This window comes from Micromonospora sp. NPDC005173 (genome assembly GCF_040608515.1).
Classification (GTDB): Bacteria; Actinomycetota; Actinomycetes; order Mycobacteriales; family Micromonosporaceae; genus Micromonospora.
This window is the reverse complement of sequence record NZ_JBEXIK010000022.1, coordinates 41,449-61,130: the sequence shown is the minus strand read 5'-3', so window position 1 is coordinate 61,130 and position 19,682 is coordinate 41,449. Positions and strand designations below refer to the sequence as shown.

Genomic DNA, 19,682 nt, shown 5'->3' with positions numbered 1-19,682 from the left:
TTTCGCGATGGGGGCGGCGGAAATAGGGTGGGGGCGGCGACCGTGACGGTGGCCGGTGACCCGGTGGGAGGCGCAACCCGCCGGGCCCAGGTGCGTTCCGCATCCACCGGTGTTCCGTCCCGCTGCCGCGTACCGGTCTGACCGGTCATCCTCGCCCCGGTCCGCACATGGAATCCCCATCACAACAGGGGAGAAGGACAATGGCGCGACCCATCACGCTCTTCACCGGCCAGTGGGCCGACCTGCCGTTCGAGGAGGTCTGCCGGCTCGCCTCCGAGTGGGGCTACGACGGTCTGGAGATCGCCTGCTGGGGCGACCACTTCGAGGTCGACAAGGCGCTCGCCGACGACTCGTACGTCGAGCGCAAGCGGGAGACCCTTGCCAAGCACAACCTTGAGGTCTTCGCGATCTCCAACCACCTGGTCGGTCAGGCGGTCTGCGACCACCCGATCGACGAGCGGCACCAGGACATCCTGCCCGGCCGGATCTGGGGCGACGGGGAGCCCGAGGGGGTCCGCCAGCGGGCCGCTGAGGAAATCAAGGACACCGCGCGGGCGGCGGCGAAGCTCGGGGTGAAGACCGTCGTCGGCTTCACCGGCTCGTCGATCTGGCACACCCTGGCGATGTTCCCGCCGGTGCCGCCGTCGATGATCGAGCGCGGCTACCAGGACTTCGCCGACCGGTGGAACCCGATCCTCGACGTGTTCGACGAGGTGGGGGTGCGGTTCGCGCACGAGGTGCACCCCAGCGAGATCGCGTACGACTACTGGACGACCAAGCGGGCCCTGGAGGCGATCGGCAACCGGCCCGCGTTCGGGCTGAACTGGGACCCGTCGCACTTCGTCTGGCAGGAGCTGGACCCGGTGAACTTCATCTTCGACTTCGCCGACCGGATCTACCACGTCGACTGCAAGGACGCCAAGGTGCGCACGGGGGACGGCCGGCGTGGCCGACTCGCCTCCCACCTGCCCTGGGCGGACCTGCGCCGCGGCTGGGACTTCGTCTCCACCGGGCACGGCGACGTGCCCTGGGAGGACTGCTTCCGGGCGTTGAACGCGATCGGTTACACCGGCCCGATCTCCATCGAGTGGGAAGACGCCGGGATGGACCGACTGGTCGGTGCCCCGGAGGCGTTGCAGTTCGTCCGTCGGCTCGCCTTCGACGCTCCGACGGCCGCCTTCGACGCGGCGTTCAGCAGCAAGGACTGACCGCTCGCCGGGTAGGCGGTCACCCGCACCCGGACAGACCACGGGCCGGTCGCCCTGCGGCGACCGGCCCGTTGACGTGCGGTGGTCAGAGCGTGCTGGCGTTGGTGCCCGAGCCGGACGGCTTCGTGCGGGGGGTGGTGGCCGACGGCGACCCGGAGGTCGTGCCGACCGTGCTGCTGGTGCCCGACGAGCCGGAGCCCGCCTTGGCGCCCACGGTGGCGGGCGTGCCGGCGAACGCGTCGTCGGCGGCGGTCAGCTCCTGCTTGCCGGTGCTGCCGTTGCCCGTGCCCAGCTTCTCGCCCAGCTTCGTCTGGCCGAGCTTGTCCTTGCCCTCGCTGTAGAGCCGGTTGGCCTGGGCCTGCGCGACCCCGGCCGCCTCCTGGACGGTCGGGTGGTCGAGCACCTTGCGGCCCTGGACCACGAGCTCTTCGTACTTTTCCCGGCCGGCACGAGCGCCCAGGACGAATCCCGCAGCCAGCCCGCCAAGGAACATGATCTTTCCGCGCATGGCGGCTCCTTCCGTACCTGACGCGCTGTCGCCCCAGCGAGTTGCCTCGTCGGGAGCGACGAATTCGCGCCTGCGTCCTCTGTCCGCAGCTAACTACCCATCCTGCTCCCCGCTCAAGCCTGCTTGTGCCGGGATGACGATTTACCCGAATTGTCGATGGCTCGCGACGCTGACCTGGATGCCTTGATCAGGGGTGGCCGGGGGCGGAACCCACTGGCCCACCACCGGGGGATGTCCTGTACTCTTGTCCCGTCGCACGGCGTCGGAGAGATCCGGGGTTGGGCGGTGTTCGGTCCCCTGTAGCTCAATTGGCAGAGCAGCCGGCTGTTAACCGGCAGGTTATTGGTTCGAGTCCAATCGGGGGAGCTTCTCCACTCAGCGCCCGTCGGCAAGTACGCCGACGGGCGTCTTCGTGTTCGTACTCCGCGCTCCCGCCAGCACGTTGCGTCCCGGTTCGCTCCGGTTTCGCCCTCCTGCGACGGTTTCGCCCGGCAGGATGGTCGATGTCGACCTAGAATCCCGCTGCGTCGATTGATGCGTCGATTCCTGGATGGGTGCGGATGTCCGGACGAGGGGGCTTCGGCCGGGTCACGCTGATCGCGGTGGCGGTCGTGCTGGCCTGGCTGGTGATCGGCGGCGTGGCCGGGCCGTACTCCGGGCGCCTCAGCGAGGTCGCCACCAACGACAACGCCGCCTTCCTGCCCACCGACGCCGAGGCGACCCGCGCCCAGGACCTCGGCGGCGAGTTCGTCGACCGGCAGACCGAGCCGGCGCTGGTCGTCTACGAGCGGACCTCCGGCATCACCGACGCGGACCGGCAGCGGGTGAGCGCCGACGCCGCCCTCTTCGCCCAGGTGCCCGGCGTGGTCACCCCGCTGTCCCCACCGATCCCCAGCGAGGACGGCCAGGCGCTCCAGGTCGTCGTGCCGGTGGACGACGCCGCGGGCGAGGAGATCGAAACCGTCGTCGAGCGACTGCGCGACATCACCGGTGGTGACCGGGACGGGCTCACCGTGGACGTCGCCGGACCAGCCGGCCTGCTCGCCGACCTGATCGAGGTGTTCTCCGCCATCGACGGGCCACTGCTGCTGGTCACCCTGGTCGTGGTGCTGATCATCCTGCTGATCGTCTATCGCAGCCCGGTGCTCTGGATCTTCCCGCTGCTGGCCGCCGGCATGTCGTACGCGCTGGCCTCGGTCTTCGTCTACCTGCTCGCCGACGCCGACGTGGTCAAGCTCAACGGGCAGGCCCAGGGCATCCTCACCGTGCTGGTCTTCGGCGCCGGCACCGACTACGCGCTGCTGCTTATCGCCCGCTACCGGGAGGAGCTGCACCGGCACGAGCACCCTTGGGAGGCCATGCGTACGGCGTGGAAGGGCGCCGCGCCAGCCATCATCGCCTCCGGCGGAACGGTCATCGTCAGCCTGCTCTGCCTGCTGCTGTCCAGCCTCAACTCCAACCGGGCGCTCGGCCCGGTCGCCGCCATCGGCATCGCCGCCACCCTGCTGGTGATGCTCACCTTCCTGCCCGCGTTGCTGGTGCTCGGCGGCCGATGGGCGTTCTGGCCCCGGCGGCCCCGGGCCGACCAGGCCGACCCGCGGGCCGAGCACGGCATCTGGAGCCGGATCGCCGGCTTCGTCGCACGGCACGCCCGACCGGTCTGGCTGATCACCGCCGCCGTACTGGCCCTCCTCACGCTCGGCCTCACCCAGCTCGGCGCCACCACCCTCGGCCAGTCCGACCTGTTCACCCAGCGCACCGACTCGGTGGACGGCCAGGAGGTGATCTCCCGGCACTACCCGGCCGGCACCGGCAGCCCGGCCACCATCTTCGCCACCGAGCAGACCGCCCGGCAGGTGGCCCAGGTGGCGCAGGGCGTGCCCGGCGTCGCCGCGGTCCGCCCGGTCAGCGCCGTCCAGCAGACCGGCCCGCCCGACCCGACCGCCGCACCGAAGGTCGTCGACGGGCGGGTCCAACTGGAGGCGACCCTGGCCGACCCACCCGACAGCGACGGCGCCGAGCGGACCATCCGCGAGCTGCGGGCGGCCGTACACCAGGTGCCCGGCGCGGACGCGGTGGTCGGCGGCTTCACCGCGATCAACGTGGACACCTCCGACGCCGCCAAGCGCGACCAGAGCGTCATCATCCCGGTGGTGCTGGTGGTCATCGCGGTCATCCTGGCGCTGTTGCTGCGCGCGCTCCTCGCCCCGCTGCTGCTGATCGCCACCGTGCTGCTCAGCTTCGCGGCCACCCTCGGCCTCTGCGCGCTGCTGTTCCGCTACGCCTTCGACTTCCCCGGGGTGGACACGTCCTTCCCGCTCTTCGCGTTCGTCTTCCTGGTCGCCCTCGGCATCGACTACAACATCTTCCTGATGAGCCGGGTCCGGGAGGAGTCGGTCAGACGTGGCACCCGGGCCGGGGTGCTGGCCGGCCTCGCGGTCACCGGCGGGGTGATCACCTCCGCCGGCATCGTGCTCGCCGCCACCTTCTCCGCGCTGGCCGTCCTGCCGCTGGTGGTACTGGTCGAGCTGGGCACCGCGGTCGCCGTCGGGGTGCTGATCGACACCATCATCGTCCGGTCGCTGCTGGTGCCCGCGCTCGCGTACGACATCGGGCCGAAGGTCTGGTGGCCGGGCCGGTTGTCCCGGGCCAACGGTGAGCGGGAGGCGCGCGATGCTGGCTGAGACCGACGTCGTCATCGTCGGCGGCGGTCTGGCCGGCCTCGCCACCGCCCGCCGCCTGCACCGCGCCGGCGTGCCCTGGCGGCTGCTGGAGGCTGGCGGCCGACTCGGCGGCCGGGTCGCCACCGACGTCGTCGACGGCTACCTGATCGACCGCGGCTTCCAGGTGCTCAACACCGCCTACCCTCGGCTCGGCACGCTGCTGGACACCAAGCGGCTCAACCTCGGGTACTTCACCCCCGGGGTGCTGGTGCGCAAGGGCGACGACCTGTTGCGGCTGGTCAACCCGCTGCGCGTACCGACCGGCGGGCCGCGTACCGCGTTGGCCGGCGTCGGCTCCCTGCTCGACCGGGTGCGCTTCGCCATGCTCGCCGCCGGCTGCGCCACCCTGCCCGCATCTCGGCTGCTCACCGCGCCGGAGACCAGCGCCGAGACGGCGCTGCGCCGGGCCGGCCTCTCCGACGCGATCATCGAGGAGTTGCTGCGGCCGTTCCTGTCGGGCGTGTTCATCGAACGGGAGCTGGCAACCTCCAGTCACGTGCTGGCGATGGTGCTGCGGTCCTTCGCCCGCGGCCGGATCGGCCTGCCCGCCGAGGGGATGGCGGCGCTGCCCCGTGCCGTCGCCGATCCGCTGCCGGCCGACCTGATCGACCTGGACAGCCCCGTCGCCGAGATCGCACCCCGCCGGGTTCGCACCCACGCCGGCGACATCCGCTGCCGGGCCGTCGTGGTCGCCGTCGACCCGCCCGCCGCGTCCGCGCTGCTGTCGACCCTGGCGACGGTACGGATGCACAGCTACACCACCTATTACCACAGCGCGCCCGAGCCACCGCTGACCGAGCCGATCCTGCTCGTCGACGGCGACCGGCGGGAGATCGTCACCAACACCGTGGTGCTCAGCAACGCCGCCCCGACGTACGCGCCGACCGGCCGGCACCTGGTGGCCACCTCCGTGGTCGGCCCGAGTGCCCCGCCCGAGCCGACCGTACGGGCCGAGTTGACCCGGCTGTACGGCCGGTCCACCGCCGACTGGACGCACCTCACCACCGTGGCCGTTCCGGACGCGCTACCCGCCGCGCTCCCACCGCAGGGGCGGCTGCGCAAGCCGGTGGCGCTCAGGGAGGGCCTGTTCGTGGCCGGTGACCACCGGGACAGCCCGTCCATCCAGGGCGCCCTGGCCAGCGGCTGGCGTACCGCCGGGGCCGTCCTGGCGGAACTGCGCGCCGGGTGACAGGCTGCTGCCCGGCGGCCCCGGACAGGCGGCAGCGCGCTGTTATATTCCTGTTGCCCATCGTGCGGTTGAGGCGTGGGCGCCGGCCGGCTCGGTGCTGGCCGCTGACCGCCGGGCGGGATAAGATCCGGCGCGGTGTCGGGGCGGTAGCTCAGCCGGTTAGAGCAGGGGACTCATAATCCCTCGGTCGCGGGTTCGAGTCCCGCCCGCCCCACCAACAGCGCTGAGTTGGGCAACGTAAATCGGATGTAGCGGTGCCCGAACCGCTGGGGTAAGTGCCTCGTGAGCAGGCTGGCCGTCACCACCGCGCTTTTTATCTGCGGCAGGACAGTGCGCTATTCCGTGAAGTAGGCGGCGCTCTCCGCGTCCGCCGGGTAGTAGGACTCGATCGCGACCTCGTCCAGCGTGATGTCCATCGGGGTGCCGAACGTGGTGATGGTCGAGAACAGCCGCAGCTCCCGTCCGCCGATGCGAAGGATCATCGGGATCACGACGTCTGACTCGATCCGCTCGCTCGACGGACCCGTGGGTTCGGGCGCGAGCAGTTCTTCGTAGAGCGCGGTGAGCTCGGGGTCGGGTGCGATGGCGAGCTGGCGCGTGATCCGGTTGCGGAACACCGCTCGCACGTCGGCCAGGTTGACGACCATGGGCGCGAACCCGCGCGGATCCAGTCCCAGCCGCACCAGGTTGACCGGCGGCCGTAACAGGTCGGGCGCAACCCGCGCGAAGAACGGGTCGACGGCGCGATTGGTCATCACGATGTTCCACCGGCGATCGAATACCAGCGCCGGGTACGGCTCGTGCGCGCGAAGCACCCGCCGGACCGCGTCGAAGGCCGCCGACAGTGCGTCGTCGTCGAGTGGACGCTCATCGTGCCGAGGTGCGAAGCCGGCGGCGAGCAGGAGCCGGTTGCGATGACGCAGCGGAACGTGGAGCTGCTCCGCGAGCCGGAGGATCATATCGGCGCTCGGTCTGGACTTGCCGGTCTCGACCAGGCTGACGTGACGAGCCGAGACGTCCGCGGCAATCGCGAGGTCAAGTTGGCTGAGCCCCCGGCGCTGACGCCACTGCCGCAGGAGTTCCCCCACCGTGTACACGATCATGGAGCGTACTCATCTTCGAGCCGGACGCCATGAAGTCCGATGTCATCGACAACCGAAGCGGCCGCGGAAACACTGCGTTCATGACCACCGAGAACAAGAGCATCGTCCAACGGGCGCTGGCAGGACTGATCGAGACCGGCGACGTCGACGCGCTCGCACCGTTCCTCAGCGACGACTTCATCCACCACCGACCGGGCACGACCACCTCGACCAAGTCGGAGTGGCTCGCCGCCGTCGACGCCGCGCTGGTGCCGCTCGCCGGCATGCAGGTCGAGATTCATCAGGTGCTGGCCGACGGTGATCACGTCGTGGTGTACTCGCGGCGGTGGCTTCCCGACGCGGGACCGGAGATCGCGGTCGTCGACATCTGGCGGATTGGCGACGGGCTGATCGTCGAGGGGTGGGAGATCATCGAGCCCGTCGCTCAGGTGGCCGCCAACCTGGTGTGGTGGGAACCTGCTCAGCACTGAACATGCGTGAGCCACCTGCGATGCGGGCCTCGCTGAACGACAGGCCAGGTCCGCATTCCTGCCATGATCGGATATCTGGAGCGAAGCGCCGTAAACCCCTCCGTGGCGGTGCGAGAACCGAGGGCAGCGCCACCGATGTTGGCGGAGCAGCGACGGCAGCCGGTCACCGCCCAGGCCATCATGATCCACGAGTGGTGGTTAGGTGACCGGGGCCGCAGCGCCGATGCTGCACGCGGATCGGATCAGTCTGACGGCGCTGCGGCGGGTGACCAGCCAAACCGGTCAGGGCATGCGTCGGCGTACGGCCGCTAGCGTCACGATCGGGCCCTGAACAGGGTGAATGCGGTTCGGGTTCTGCCACATCTGGTCCACCAAGCAAAATCCCTTGTCAGCCATGCTGCCGACGACCCGGACGAACCGCATCAAGATTCGGACCGAGGCCCTCAGTCCGTACTGAGTCCGCAGTAGCACGACCCGCCGCCCGGTCGAGGCGGTCCGCCACCTGGTCCAGGTCGTCCTCGAACAGGTCCCCGTACACGTCCAGCGTCATCGCCGCCACCGCCAGACTGGCCGCAGTATGCCGCAGCTCGTGTGGTGTCAGGCCGGCGAGCCCGATCGACTCCGCAGCCCGATCGAAGACCCGGCGACGGAAGTTGTTGTTCCGCAACACCTCGCCAGCCGGGGACGTGAACACCAGCTCGTCGCCATTGCGGCCGGCGACCTGCGCGGACATCGGTTCTACCAGGCACCGGGGGAGCGGCACCGACCGGCGTTGATGCGTCTTCGGCGTATCGAACACCACCCGACGGTTGACCTCGGTCACCGACTCCGCCACCAGCGGCCGACGCTTCACCAGGTCCACGCGCCGCACCCGCAGCGCCGCCAGCTCGCCCAGGAGATCCGCTCTCATGGAATCGACGGGCCACGCACTAGCATCCGTTCTCGTGACTACGGGGAATTCCACGACGGAGGTGACCCGGCGACGAATGTCCACCCTCGTCGTCGTCGGGTCCAGCCTGCTGCTAGCGCTGAGCGGCCTGGCACGGCTGGGGCAGGTGGCCGCGGAGGCGGTCAACCAGGACGCGTACTTGACGGCGCACGAGCGGGTAGGCGCGCCGAGTACGTTCGCCGCCCTGCCGATGATGTTCCTCATCGGCGTCGGCCTGGTCGTGTCGCTGGTCGCGCTCGCCATCCTGCTGCTGGCGTTGGTCAACCTCGTCGGCAGGAACTGGACCCGGATCGTCACCTGGATCGTCGGCGGCGTGACGCTGGCGGTGGCGGGGTGCTGGCGGGCCCTGGCCCTCATCCCGGCCCCTTCAGGAGAGGTCCCGGAGGTGACCGAGTGGGACAGCGTCAAAGCGGTCGCCGGTCAGCTGATACCCGCGTGGGTTGAGCCCGTAGCCACCGTTACGGGGTTCGTGGCGTCGCCCTCGCTGCTGGTCGCCCTCGTGCTGCTCGCGCTGCCGCCCGCCAACGCCTTTTACCGGCGGCGCCACGTGCTCACCGACTGACCGAGGCTGCCCTTTCAAACGGCGGCTAGCCACCGGCGGCGCTGGTCCCATCGCCTCCATTGCAGCCCAGGTCGCGGGCAAGTTCGCCGATCAGCACCTTGGGCCGGCGCCGCAGCCACCATGGGTCAGTCACGCCGAACGGCCAAAAGGCCGCACCGTCGTCGACGGTTACCTCGCGGAACTTCTCGTCCAGTTGATCCACAATGACTTGCCAGTTCGCCCGCACGGGCTCGGTGAGCAAGGGCAGCGCCTGATCAAGCCATTCGCGGCAGACCAGGTCGTTCCTGTACTCGTCGGTACACCAGTCATAGCCTTCACGGATTTCCTCGATCAGTCCGGACCACCCTTCCACCATCTGCGGAAGGCTGAAGGCCCTTCGCCAACCCCGTTCGCGCAGCACTTCCCCTACGTGTAAGGCAGATTGGTAATCCTCGCGGCTGAGGTTCTGGCTCTCCATCGGCCCATCATGCATCCACGGGTCACCTGACCCCGGTCTGACCCAGCAGCACGCGCAGCGGCTATCCCCACCAGGAACAGCGACTCGTCCACAGCGCGAGGTGAACAGCTACCGGGATCGCGCCGCCCGTTCTTCCGGATCAGGGTGACGTGCCAGCCACGTGCCAGTAGCCGGTACCCCGAATGGGCACGAGCGGGCACGACCTGTGACCAGTCCCCCGTCCACGAGCAGGCGTTTCGGGCATCCGGGCCGGTGATCTTCGTCCTTCCAGACTGAAGGTGTGAGTATGCGGTTGATCGACTTGGTGGAGCGCCTAGACCAGTTCCCCGATGAGGCGACGATCTGCGCCGGCCGACCCTGGTCCCCGGAGGCACGCGCGGAGGCTCTGGTGGACGATGAGAACCCGCGGTCTGACTACCTGCTTGAAGTCCCAGACATCTGACGGCGGCTGGACGCCGTCGGTCACCATGGCGGCATGGGTAGATGGCAACGCCCGTACTCTCTCGACGCCGCGACCGGCTTCGCGATGCTGGGGCTGGTCGGGGTGGCTGGTTTCACCACGTTCCTCGCGATCGTGTATGTGCGCGAGCGGGCGGTGCCTGCGCCGGTTGCGGTCCTTTTCGGGGCGTGGCTGGCCGTTTGCTTCGCCGTCGCCGTACGGCAGACGATGCTTGGCGTCTACGTCAGCGCCGGCGGCATCCGGTCCCGGACCCTTCTGCGCACGACCACGGTGCCCTGGGAATCGGTGGCGGCTATCCACAGCGGTATCGCCACCATCGCAGGTCTGGACATGGGCCGCGCCGCGATCATCATTGAGCGAACAGACGGGGTGTCGGTCCAGACTGCGCTCCAGCGCGGTGACATGCTCCGGCCGTTCACGTTCCGGCCCGAGTTTGGGCGGCTGGCCACCTGGCCAGAGCACTATGACGAAATCCTGGCGACACTGCGGGCACACCACCGCGACGCGCAGCCCCAGCATCGTGCGCAGACCGGTGGGCCTGCGGGGCCCTCCACCGCCGGTGCCGGGACGACGAGCCCATCCGCCGGAGTCGGCTGGCGCCGCATCACCCGTGGTGGTCCAACTGCTGACCAGCGGCGGAACATCCACGCGCTGACCCGGCAACACCAGCGTGGTGCGCTCACCGACGCCGAGTTCGCCGCGGCACTGGCGAAGATCCAGCGCACCAGCGGTACCTAGCAGGCGCAACGGAGGCGGTTGGCCCGGTACCACGAGCAGACCTTCGTGACATCGTGCGACCCCGCAAATTGGTGCTGGAGCTGCTCCTGCCCGTCGGTTTAGAGGTCCGGCTGGAACTCGACCACACGTGGCAGCAAGTTCCGCCATTGGGTACCGACCGGGTGGAGCAACGCGGCGACGCCGTTCTTTAGGATCCACAGTCTTGGCGGCGATGAGGCTCTTCGTCGGCCTCTAACCGGTGGTTGTGGAGCACAGGGTGATGATCGAGATAGAGCGGCCAAGCACCCTCTGCTGTTCCTCACCAGCGGATGCGGCCGGTGGTCAAAGCGTGCAGGACGTCGCCAGTGGGACAGTCGGCACCGCGCTTTATCGGCGGCAGAAGAGCGCACGTGATCTTGGACGCGAGGTCCGCTGATCCAGTCGAATGCAAAGGGGCGCCGGGATTGGCGAGAGCGTTCGTACGCGGAGGATCGCGGTTCGTATTGTGCCTTTGCTTTGTGCGGTGCGAGCACGCCAAACCGTTTTGTGGCCGCGGACCACTGTGGCCCTGCTGTTGTATCGGCGCCGGGACAGTGCCCATGTCGATGCCGGGCCGGCGGCCACCGTTCAGTAGGCGGCAAGCTGCGGGGCCAGCGCGATCGCTACGAAGCGGATCGCTCGGCCCAGCAGGCACGTCGCAGCGAAGGCGACCGGGCGCATGGGTGTGCGGCCCAAGTAGACGCTGGCGGCCAGCAGCGGTGGAAATCCGGTGACGGCGCTGACCAGCAGCACCCCGGTCGCCTGGCGGGGGCGTTCCATCACCTCGACGAGTCGCGCACCGGCCGCCTTCGGACGCGCGAGCATCGTGCCCAGTCGGCCCGGTGGCTCCGGCGCGGTGGGCGGGCGTCTGCTGAGCCGGCGTTGCAGCCAGGTCGAGCGGATCGCGCCGCGCGCACCGAGGAAGATCAGGACCTTGCCGGCAGTCTGACCGGCTGCGGCGGCTACGCCGAGCGCCACGGGCGGCGTGCCGGTCGTCGCTACGACCGCGATCAGGTACGGCTCGGCCGGGGTGAACGGCAGGAAAGCCGACAGGAGCCCGACGGCCGCAGCCGCACAGGACGGCGATCATGGCCGGGTGTGCGGCAGGCCTGCCGGCAACTTGGCGGCGCAGACCAACGAGACGACCTTCACCGCGGCGACCCCGAGGGCGAACGTGACGGCCGCGGCCATCGGCGCGAAGATCGCCAGGATCACCACCGCGGCGGTGTTCAGCGCCTTTGCCGGCGGAGACCAGTTCCACCGGTAGATGCGGCGATCGACGCGGGCGAAGTAGCTCGGGCTCAGCAGCGGCCAGCGCAGGAACATCAGGCTCAGCAACTGGTCGATGACCATGAACTGGACGAGGAACACCGCGACCGGCAGGGCGGTGGCGGGCCGCAGCACGACCAGTGCGGCGGCACAGGCCGACGTGCAGGCACGGTCCGCGACGATGTCGAAGACCGCGCCGGTGCGCGTCTCCTGTCCCAGCCCCCGGGCGGCGACACCGTCGAGGATGTCACCGATCCAGTAGATCAGGTACGCGGCGACGAGCAGGTGGGCGCTGCGGTGGGTCAGCGCTGCCACGGCGAGCCCGACGGAGCTGGCCGTTCGTACGGCGGTGATGGCGTTGGGAACGTTGAGTAGCGTGACCGGCGGACTGAGGCCGAGGGCGGTCATTCGGCGTCCTTGAGGATGCGTTGCATGTCCGCGGTGCGCCGGTTCAGATCGTCCAGCTGCGCGCTCACGTCGGTGAGCAGGCGCCGTGTTTCGGCGGCCTGCTCGGCGTACTGCCGCTGCAGTTCGTTCGACACCGTAGCCCGCTTGCGGACGCCCGCATACCAGACAACCGAGATGAGCAGGGCGGCGATGACGACGAGGAAGACCGAGCCGACGTCCATCTAAATTTTTCCTTTCGGTACGGCGTCGCCGTCTCCGGCGTTGCTCAGGGTCGTGGCGGCAGCCGCCACCACGTCGGGCGTGAGGTGCAGCGAGAACGGCGTGGCCTCGTAGTACTTGAGTGCCTTGCCGTCCTCGGACAACTCCAGATGCGCGGTGACCAGCCCGGCCTTTTCCAACTTCTTGAGGTGCACCTGCAGCAGTGCGCGGCTGATGCCCAGATCGCGGGCGAGCTGTGAGACGTAGGCGCGTCCGCCGGTCAGTGCGGCGAGCACACGCAGTCTGTGCGGACTGGCCAGAGTGGCAAGGACCTCGATCAGCCGATCGCCGCTCAGCTCTCCCATAGCTCACCTTGGCTCATGCCAACTATTATTGGCACGAGCAAGCGCGTCCGTCAACTCCGAAGCGGGCCGACGCGCGAGGCGCAAGACCTCACCGACCCATGTGCGAGATCCGTGCTCCGTTCGGAGTCTTTCCTGCTCCCTGCGCCACGGCCCACACTGAGTGCATGGGCACGACTCAGGACCCGAATCCAGACCGCGACTGGTTGCAATGCAGCTACGTGGATACGAGCACCAACCCGTACTCCATCGACGCGCGGACGGAGATGATGGGCCGCCTTGCTCAGGGCACCGGAGGCAGCCGAGCCACCCGGACAGTCATGCGCGCCGTCGCCGGCATCACGCTGGTCGCGATCGCTTTGTCGATTGTCCTGGGGGTCCTGAACCTGGTGGGGTGAGCCGCCCGGGCCATCGACGGGCCAGTAGCAATCGGGTCGACCGGTTACTGGCGGGCACGAGAGGTGAGCGGGCGACGGTCAACGATGAGGGCTGACCGGGGGTGTCGTCGGCGATCGGGAAGGTCTCCACCCCGGCCCGGATGCCGTGCCGGGCAGCGAAGGCAAGCATGTCGCGGGAGTCTCGGTGCTCGTGCGGGTCGGCTACGGCACGGTGACCTTCGCGCGGCTGTAGCCGTCCTTGGTGATGGGCTCACCAGGCAGCGACATCGGTTGGGCGGTGAACGCTCCGACGGAGAAGTTGATGTCCGCGTGAGCGTTGTGGATGCGGACAACTCCTTCGGAGGGTTCGGTGGCGCCGGGCGCGGTGATCGTGAGGTCGGCGTTGGTTGGGTCGCCGACATAAGACTATGTGGACAGCCGGGAGGTCTGTGAGGCGGTCGTGGCCCTGCTGGTGACCGTGGAGTTGCCGAGGCCCTGGGCAGATGAAGAGGTGCTGACGTTCCATCGCTGGAGCCGCTGAGCATTGCACCGGCCTCGTTGCCCTGACGAGGCTGGTCTCTGCCCTTTGCTCGGCGGGTAGCATCGCGCGATGCAACCGACCTATGTGACGTTCGCCCAGAAACCGGCGTCGACCGCGAATGCCGTCCTGAGCATCAACCGCGGCATCGAGGCCGGGGGACATCTCAAGCTGGACGCCGACGGCTCCGTGGAGCTGACGTTCGACGTTCCGGCGGCGGACGCCAACGGGGAAGCCACCCTGGGGATCGTGGCGCTGGTGTCGAAGCTGGGCAGTGCGGTCGGGTTCGCGCCGCTCGACATCACCGTCAACGATCGGTGCCTGGTGCACGGCTGGCACATCCCGGGCGGGGGAGACCTCTTTCAGCAGATGGACTTTGCCGTACCCGCCGGCCGGCTGCGGCCGGGTGCGAACAAGCTCCGGCTGGCCAGTGCCGTTGACGCCCGCAGCATGCTCTGGCTCAACCGGATCACCATCGACGCGGTGTTCGACCGGGGCCGGTCCGCGCGGGCCATGGACCAGCGCGAGGCCGAGGAACCGGTGCTCCGGTACTCGACCCGCACACTGCAGGCCATGGGCGGCGCGTGGCAGCCCGGCCCGACGGTCATCGCGTACGTGGACCGCGGCGAGCAGAGCCTGCTCGCAGACCTCGCCTGGGCAGACGCTTCCGGCGCGGAGTACGCGGTCACCTTCACCGCCGAACTAGACGGCTTCTACGGCTGGTGCCGTCCGGCTGGTGCGGAGTCGCCGCACGAGTTGCGCGGCTCGCTGACCGGGCGGTGGCGGGCCGATCACCCCGACGCCGGCATGGCGAAACACTGGTACCACACGGAGGAGGGATGGGGCGGCGGCTGGTACCGCTCGAACGGGATCACCTTCGCGATCGGTGCCGACTCTTTGCCATTGGCCAGGGCGAGCTGGCGGGACAAGCGCGGCAACACCGGGACGGTCGCGTTCACCGGCCCCGGCGACGCATTCGTCGGCACCTACCAGCGGGTGGGCGAAGGCGCCATCGGCTACCGCGGCCGCTCGCCCGCACCGACCAAGGGCGAATAGCACCAGGCTGCTACCCGGGACGCCCACGTGTCACTCCTTGGCGGCGTCCATGAGGGCGTCGATCAGCGCGCGCAGTGCCGGCTGGGCCAGTGAGATCTCCCGGACCGCGGCGTAGATCCTCCTGATCGGCTCCGGGCGGCGGACCGGGCGGGTGGCGACGCCGGGATGGCGGGTGCCGAGCCCGAGTCGGGGGATCAGGCTGACTCCGAGGCCGGCTGCGACGAATCCCTGGGCCGTGGCGTAGTCCTCCGACCTCACGACAAAATCCGGACTGAAGCCTGCTGCGGCGCAGGCGTCGGTGATTGGCTCCAGGCAGGGGCCGGGCGGTTCGCTGCCGACCCAGGGTTCGCCGGCGAGGTCGGCCAGGTCGATCACCTGTTGTGCGGCGAGCGGGTGTTCGGTGGGCAACACAGCCTGATACGCGTCGTCGAGCAGGTGCACCACACGGATGCCCTGGCGGATTTCGTCGCTCGGCCGGCGGACCACAATGGCCAGGTCGGCGTTGCCCTGCTCCACCTCCGGCAGTGGATCATCCGGATCGGTGAGCTTGGGGTCTATCGCCACGCCCGGATGCTCGCGCCGGAGTCGGGCGAGGGCGGGTGCCAGCAGGGTCGGGCCGACCGAGGCGAAATAGCGGACGGTCAGCCGGCCCGTCCGCCCCGTGCGCAGGTCGGCCAGCGCGGTCTCCGCTTCGGCCACGCGCTGGCTGATGACGGCCGCGTGCCCGACGAGCAGTTGACCGGCCGCTGTGGGCCGCACACCCCGGCCGACCCGTTCGAGCAGCGCGATCCCGGCCTCCTTTTCCAGGGCCGCCACCTGCTGGCTGACGGCGGAGGGGGTGTAGCCGAGGTGCGCTGCCGCCGCGGTCACCGACCCGCTGGTGACCACCGCCCGCAGCACCTGCATGCGTCTCACATCAAGCATGTAGCACAACTTAACGTAAGTGCAGAATCTTTTGCTTGTCCTTACGGGTTGGGGTGCGGCACCGTTCATGGGGGCCGATCAAGGAGATCAGGGGTGACGGTGTCGTGGGCAGGACATGGGCGTGGGCGCGGGTGGGCGTGCTCGCCCTGCTGTGGGGATCGACCTTTCTCTGGATCGAGCTGGCCCTGGACGCACTGACTCCGGTCCAGGTCACCCTCAGCCGTTGCGTACTCGGATCGGCCACTCTGCTGGTCGCATGCCTGGCCTCGGGCCGGCGGTTGCCCCGGGGCCGGGGGACCTGGGGTCACATCGTCGTGGCCGCCCTGTTCTGCAACGCACTGCCGTTCGCCATGTTCAGCGTCGGCCAGCAGACCATCGACTCGGGGGTGGCCGGCGCACTGAACGCGACGACCCCGCTGTGGTCGCTGCTGATCGGCGTCGTCATCGGAACCGAGCGCGGACTCCGGCCGGCCCGGCTGGGCGGGCTCCTCCTCGGGTTCAGCGGGGTCGTGCTGATCTTCGCTCCGTGGGAGACGACCGGGCCGATCGGCTGGGGCGCCCTCGCCATCGTCGCTGCGGCGGCCAGCTACGCCGTCGGCTTCGCGTACATCGGCCGCAACCTGGTCGGCAAGGGCGTCCCCACCATCTCGCTGTCCGCGGCGCAGCTCATCGCGGCGACCGGCCTGACCGCGGTGACCTTGCCGGCCGGCGGTCTGACGTCGATCGAGATCGGCCCGAAGGCCCTGATCGCCGTCGTGATCCTGGGCGTCGTCGCCACCGGAGTCACCTTCCACCTCACCTACCGGAACATCGCCGCCGAGGGCGCCACCAACACGGCGACCGTCGGCTATCTGCTGCCGGTGGTCTCGGTGGCGTTGGGGGTCATCGTGCTCGACGAGGACTTCGGCCTCCGGATCGCCATCGGGATGGTGGTCGTGCTCGTCGGGGTCGGTCTGACCCGCCTACACGGCCGGCCGCCGGCACCGACAGACGTGATCCGTCGCCTTCCGCGACAGGAACAGGACGTACGCCAGTGACCGCATCCAGATGGCGTTCGCCGGCGACCTGACGGAAAGCCTTACATGGGCCAGTTGCTGGCGGCCAGCGTGCCCAGCAGCCGAAGCGCCTCAGCGCTTCGGCTGCGCGGCTCCGCGCGGTACACGATCAACTGCTGGCCGGGGGCGCCCCGCACGTCGAACGTGTGATACGACAGCGTCATTTCGCCCACCGCGCCGTGCCGGAACGTCTTCGTCTCGTGCGTCTTGCCCTGCACGTCGTTGCGCGCCCACAGCCGGCGGAACTCCGGGCTGGCCGCACCCGCCTCCTGGACCAGCTCCCGCACCCGCCGGTCGTGCGGGTCATGGCCGAGGGCCAGGCGCAGGTTCGCCACGCACGCCTCGGCGGCTCGCTGCCAGTCGACGAAGAACGTGCCGCCAGCCGGGTCCAGGAAGGTCATCCGGACGATGCTGTCCGCCTCGGCGAAGTCCGCGTAGAACGCATCCGCCAGCGCGTTGCGGGCCAGCAGGTCGAGCCGCCGGTCGATGACGATCGCCGGAGTGTCCGGCCAGGCGTCGAGCAGTTCCCGCAGGCTCTGCTCGACCCGGGGCCGGGCGGGACCCGGCGCGCTGCCGGGCGATATGTCCGCCAGTCGGAAGAGATGGTCGCGGGCGTCCGGTCCGAGGTCCAGCGCCCGGGCCACGGCGTCCAGCACCGAAGCTGACGGGTTGCGCTCCCGTCCCTGCTCCAGACGGGTGTAGTAGTCGACGCTCACCCCGGCCAGCACCGCGACCTCCTCGCGGCGCAGCCCCGCGACCCGCCGGACGCCGCTGGACACGAGGCCGACGTCGCCCGGCGTGAGCCGGGCACGCCGAGCGGTGAGGAACGTCCCGAGCGCGGTGGTTGGCATGCCACCAACGGTAACCAGGCTGGCTTCGACCAGGCAGGGTGCGCCGCACCCCGGTTACGCCCGGTCTGGTTGCCGGCCCCGATATCTCCGACGGTGGGAGGACAAACCCCAACCCCTTTCGGAGGTACGTCGTGAGCATCCCGATGCTCGACGAGGCGGTGCTGGCGAGGATCACCGCGAATACCGGTGACCGGCGTCGCCCACTGATGTTCGTCAACGCCACCATCCACACGCTCGACCCGGCGATTGGTGACCTTTCTGCCGTCGACCTGCTGCTCGACGGCGAGGTGATCGTCGGAGTCGGGCCGGGCCTGCACACTGCGGCCGAGGACGACGGCGCGATCGTCGTCGACTGCACCGGACTGACCATCGTGCCGGCGGTCATCGACGGTGTCGCCGTCGCCGGCCTGCGCGCCCGCCCCGCCGACCGGGTCGGCGCGCTCACGCCCGGTAACCCTGCCACCTTCGCCGTGGTCGCCGACCGGACCTCGGGCGCGTCCGTCCTGGAGATGATCGTCTGGTGGCCGGAACAGGCAGCCGCGATCGTCGTCGACGGTGAGATCGCGCTCTTCAACGGCCGCCGGCTCACGCCCGCCCCGATCGAGCCCGACGTCCGCCCGCGGTCGGAGCAGAGCCCGTACCTCGGCATGTGGATCGACGAGAGCGGCTTCGTGCACCAGGAACTCACCGCCGACGGCCGGTACGACGAGACACGGGGTGGTCGGCCACACGCGTACCAGGGGTCGTTCTGGATCGACGGCGACCGGATCGTCTACCACGACGACCTGGGCTTCTGGGCGTACGGCCTGTTCACCGACGGCGTGCTGCACCACGCCGGATACGTGTTCCACCAGCAGTGACCACACGTAGCGAAGGAGACACCCCAATGTTGTTGTTCACCGGAGGCACGGTCGTCACGATGGACCCGCGAATCGGCGACCTGGAGCGAGGTGACGTGCTGGTACGCGGGGACCGGATCGTCGCGGTCGGCCCCGACCTTCGGTCGCATCCGGAAGCGGCGGGCGCCACCGTGATCAACACGGCCGGGCGGATCGTCAGCCCCGGATTCGTCGACACCCACCGGCACGCCTGGCAGGCGCAGTTGCGCCGCAGCATCCCCGACGTGACCGACCTGGGGGAGTACGTGATGTCGACGCTGGCCAGGGTCGCGCCCGCATACACGCCGCACGACATGTACGTGGGCACCCGCCTCGCCGCGCTCACCGCCCTCGATGCCGGCATCACCACGATGCTGGACTTCTCGCACAACTCCCGCACGGCGGCGCATTCGGACGCGGCGATCCAGGCGCTGGTCGACACCGGCATCCGGGGCGTGCACGCATCGATGGGGCCACACTTCGGCGACTGGGACCGCCAGTGGCCCGGCGACCTGGAACGCCTGCGTGGGGCGTACCACGGGGTTAACGACGGCCTGGTGACGCTGCGCCTCGCAGCGCTGGCCACCGATGAGATCGCCGGCCCGGCACTGGCCTACGGGCGGGAACTGGCGGCCGTCGCCCGCGATCTCGGCCTCGGTGTCAGTATCGACGCGGTGTTCGGCGCGCCGTCCTCCGCGGCGATCCTGCGCTGGGCCGCCGACGGCCTGCTCGACCCGGGCCTGACCCTTATCCACGCCACCGGCCTCACTGCGGACGCGTGGCGGGCGATGGGCGACGCCGGGGTCACCGTGTCGCTGGCGCCGACCTCCGACGCGCAGATCGGTCTGGAGACGGCGGTGCCCGCGATCGAGGAGGCGCTGGCCGCCGGTATCCGGCCCGGGCTCAGCATCGACGTGGAGGTCGCACTGGCCAGCGACATGTTCACCCAGATGCGAGCACTGCACGCGATCCAGCGCATGCGTGCGGTAAACGCCGCCTACGGCACGGACACCGTGCCGCACCGGATCACCACCCGCGACGTGCTGGACTTCGCCACGCTGCAGGGGGCCCGTACCAACGGACTCGGCGACCTGACCGGCTCCCTCACCCCAGGCAAGCAGGCGGACCTGCTGGTGGTCAGGGCCGATGACATCAACACGATGCCGCTCAACGACGCGGTCGGCACCCTGGTGCTCGGGGCGGACCCCCGCAACATCGAGACCGTCGTGGTGGCCGGACGGATTCGCAAGGCGGACGGGCACCTGGTCGGCGTGGACCTGGACGAGCTGCGCCGGGAGGTGACCGCGTCCCGCGACGCGATCCTGAAGGCCGTCGCCTCGGGGTGATCCGCGACTCGCGGCGGATGCGCCCGGCCGCGGAA

At 69.7% G+C, this 19,682-nt stretch carries 21 protein-coding genes and 2 tRNA genes; 13 read left to right on the top strand and 10 right to left on the bottom strand.

Annotation, left to right across the window (positions count from 1 at the left end; translation table 11 throughout):
- Positions 1-200 precede the first annotated feature (200 nt).
- The gene (locus ABZV00_RS23160; protein WP_355609593.1) at positions 201-1,208 is read left to right on the top strand and encodes a sugar phosphate isomerase/epimerase family protein; all 1,008 of its coding nucleotides are present in this window, start codon (positions 201-203) and stop codon (positions 1,206-1,208) included.
- 85 nt (positions 1,209-1,293) lie between these two features.
- On the opposite strand, the gene ABZV00_RS23155 is transcribed toward ABZV00_RS23160, so the two are convergent.
- Entirely contained in the window at positions 1,294-1,716 is a 423-nt protein-coding gene (locus ABZV00_RS23155; protein WP_328419212.1) for a hypothetical protein, read from the bottom strand.
- Between the two features lie 293 nt (positions 1,717-2,009).
- On the opposite strand from ABZV00_RS23155, the gene ABZV00_RS23150 reads away from it, so the two are divergent.
- From ABZV00_RS23150 to ABZV00_RS23135, 4 genes are all read left to right on the top strand, one after another.
- Positions 2,010-2,082: transfer RNA gene (locus ABZV00_RS23150), tRNA-Asn, on the top strand.
- A 194-nt stretch (positions 2,083-2,276) separates the two neighbouring features.
- Positions 2,277-4,400 (top strand): MMPL family transporter, encoded by a 2,124-nt coding sequence (locus ABZV00_RS23145; RefSeq protein WP_355609591.1) that lies wholly within the window; start codon positions 2,277-2,279, stop codon positions 4,398-4,400.
- Entirely contained in the window at positions 4,390-5,628 is a 1,239-nt protein-coding gene (locus ABZV00_RS23140) for an NAD(P)/FAD-dependent oxidoreductase (protein WP_355609589.1), read from the top strand. The genes ABZV00_RS23145 and ABZV00_RS23140 overlap by 11 nt, the downstream gene beginning before the upstream one ends.
- A gap of 140 nt (positions 5,629-5,768) precedes the next feature.
- Positions 5,769-5,845, top strand: a tRNA-Ile gene (locus tag ABZV00_RS23135).
- A 118-nt stretch (positions 5,846-5,963) separates the two neighbouring features.
- Here ABZV00_RS23135 and ABZV00_RS23130 read toward each other — a convergent pair.
- Complete coding sequence (locus tag ABZV00_RS23130; RefSeq protein ID WP_355609587.1) at positions 5,964-6,731, bottom strand: helix-turn-helix transcriptional regulator; 768 nt, start codon at positions 6,729-6,731, stop codon at positions 5,964-5,966.
- An 80-nt stretch (positions 6,732-6,811) separates the two neighbouring features.
- On the opposite strand from ABZV00_RS23130, the gene ABZV00_RS23125 reads away from it, so the two are divergent.
- Positions 6,812-7,201, top strand: a complete 390-nt coding sequence (locus tag ABZV00_RS23125; RefSeq protein ID WP_328419196.1) for a nuclear transport factor 2 family protein — start codon at positions 6,812-6,814, stop codon at positions 7,199-7,201.
- A gap of 388 nt (positions 7,202-7,589) precedes the next feature.
- Here the strand turns inward: ABZV00_RS23125 and ABZV00_RS23120 are convergent, their stop codons facing one another.
- On the bottom strand, positions 7,590-8,111 hold the full coding sequence (locus tag ABZV00_RS23120) for a tyrosine-type recombinase/integrase (RefSeq protein ID WP_355609585.1): 522 nt from the start codon (positions 8,109-8,111) through the stop codon (positions 7,590-7,592).
- 76 nt (positions 8,112-8,187) lie between these two features.
- On the opposite strand from ABZV00_RS23120, the gene ABZV00_RS23115 reads away from it, so the two are divergent.
- Complete coding sequence (locus tag ABZV00_RS23115) at positions 8,188-8,712, top strand: hypothetical protein (RefSeq protein ID WP_355609583.1); 525 nt, start codon at positions 8,188-8,190, stop codon at positions 8,710-8,712.
- A gap of 25 nt (positions 8,713-8,737) precedes the next feature.
- Here the strand turns inward: ABZV00_RS23115 and ABZV00_RS23110 are convergent, their stop codons facing one another.
- Positions 8,738-9,169, bottom strand: a complete 432-nt coding sequence (locus ABZV00_RS23110; protein WP_355609581.1) for a hypothetical protein — start codon at positions 9,167-9,169, stop codon at positions 8,738-8,740.
- A 526-nt stretch (positions 9,170-9,695) separates the two neighbouring features.
- Here ABZV00_RS23110 and ABZV00_RS23105 point away from each other — a divergent pair.
- Entirely contained in the window at positions 9,696-10,367 is a 672-nt protein-coding gene (locus ABZV00_RS23105; protein ID WP_355609579.1) for a hypothetical protein, read from the top strand.
- 606 nt (positions 10,368-10,973) lie between these two features.
- Here the strand turns inward: ABZV00_RS23105 and ABZV00_RS23100 are convergent.
- From ABZV00_RS23100 to ABZV00_RS23085, 4 genes are all read right to left on the bottom strand, one after another.
- On the bottom strand, positions 10,974-11,363 hold the full coding sequence (locus ABZV00_RS23100; RefSeq protein ID WP_355609577.1) for a hypothetical protein: 390 nt from the start codon (positions 11,361-11,363) through the stop codon (positions 10,974-10,976).
- Positions 11,364-11,471: 108 nt separating this feature from the next.
- On the bottom strand, positions 11,472-12,062 hold the full coding sequence (locus ABZV00_RS23095; RefSeq protein ID WP_355609575.1) for a CDP-alcohol phosphatidyltransferase family protein: 591 nt from the start codon (positions 12,060-12,062) through the stop codon (positions 11,472-11,474).
- Entirely contained in the window at positions 12,059-12,283 is a 225-nt protein-coding gene (locus ABZV00_RS23090) for a hypothetical protein (protein WP_355609573.1), read from the bottom strand. Before ABZV00_RS23090 ends, ABZV00_RS23095 begins: the two co-directional genes overlap by 4 nt.
- Positions 12,284-12,625 carry a winged helix-turn-helix domain-containing protein gene (locus ABZV00_RS23085; RefSeq protein ID WP_328419180.1) on the bottom strand — a complete coding sequence of 114 codons (342 nt, stop codon included), beginning with the start codon at positions 12,623-12,625 and terminating at the stop codon, positions 12,284-12,286.
- A gap of 164 nt (positions 12,626-12,789) precedes the next feature.
- Between ABZV00_RS23085 and ABZV00_RS23080 the strand changes: the two genes are divergently transcribed.
- Positions 12,790-13,020: a hypothetical protein gene (locus ABZV00_RS23080; protein ID WP_355609571.1), complete on the top strand. Its 231-nt coding sequence runs from the start codon at positions 12,790-12,792 to the stop codon at positions 13,018-13,020.
- A 589-nt stretch (positions 13,021-13,609) separates the two neighbouring features.
- Positions 13,610-14,593: a hypothetical protein gene (locus ABZV00_RS23075; RefSeq protein WP_355609569.1), complete on the top strand. Its 984-nt coding sequence runs from the start codon at positions 13,610-13,612 to the stop codon at positions 14,591-14,593.
- A gap of 30 nt (positions 14,594-14,623) precedes the next feature.
- On the opposite strand, the gene ABZV00_RS23070 is transcribed toward ABZV00_RS23075, so the two are convergent.
- The gene (locus tag ABZV00_RS23070) at positions 14,624-15,517 is read right to left on the bottom strand and encodes a LysR family transcriptional regulator (RefSeq protein WP_355609567.1); all 894 of its coding nucleotides are present in this window, start codon (positions 15,515-15,517) and stop codon (positions 14,624-14,626) included.
- A 104-nt stretch (positions 15,518-15,621) separates the two neighbouring features.
- Here ABZV00_RS23070 and ABZV00_RS23065 point away from each other — a divergent pair, with 104 nt between their 5' ends.
- On the top strand, positions 15,622-16,554 hold the full coding sequence (locus ABZV00_RS23065; protein WP_355609565.1) for a DMT family transporter: 933 nt from the start codon (positions 15,622-15,624) through the stop codon (positions 16,552-16,554).
- 41 nt (positions 16,555-16,595) lie between these two features.
- On the opposite strand, the gene ABZV00_RS23060 is transcribed toward ABZV00_RS23065, so the two are convergent.
- Complete coding sequence (locus ABZV00_RS23060) at positions 16,596-17,423, bottom strand: helix-turn-helix transcriptional regulator (RefSeq protein ID WP_328419170.1); 828 nt, start codon at positions 17,421-17,423, stop codon at positions 16,596-16,598.
- 131 nt (positions 17,424-17,554) lie between these two features.
- Between ABZV00_RS23060 and ABZV00_RS23055 the strand changes: the two genes are divergently transcribed.
- Positions 17,555-18,283 (top strand): Atu4866 domain-containing protein, encoded by a 729-nt coding sequence (locus ABZV00_RS23055; protein ID WP_355609563.1) that lies wholly within the window; start codon positions 17,555-17,557, stop codon positions 18,281-18,283.
- Between the two features lie 26 nt (positions 18,284-18,309).
- Positions 18,310-19,647: an amidohydrolase family protein gene (locus ABZV00_RS23050; RefSeq protein ID WP_355609561.1), complete on the top strand. Its 1,338-nt coding sequence runs from the start codon at positions 18,310-18,312 to the stop codon at positions 19,645-19,647.
- The last annotated feature ends 35 nt before the right edge of the window (positions 19,648-19,682 follow it).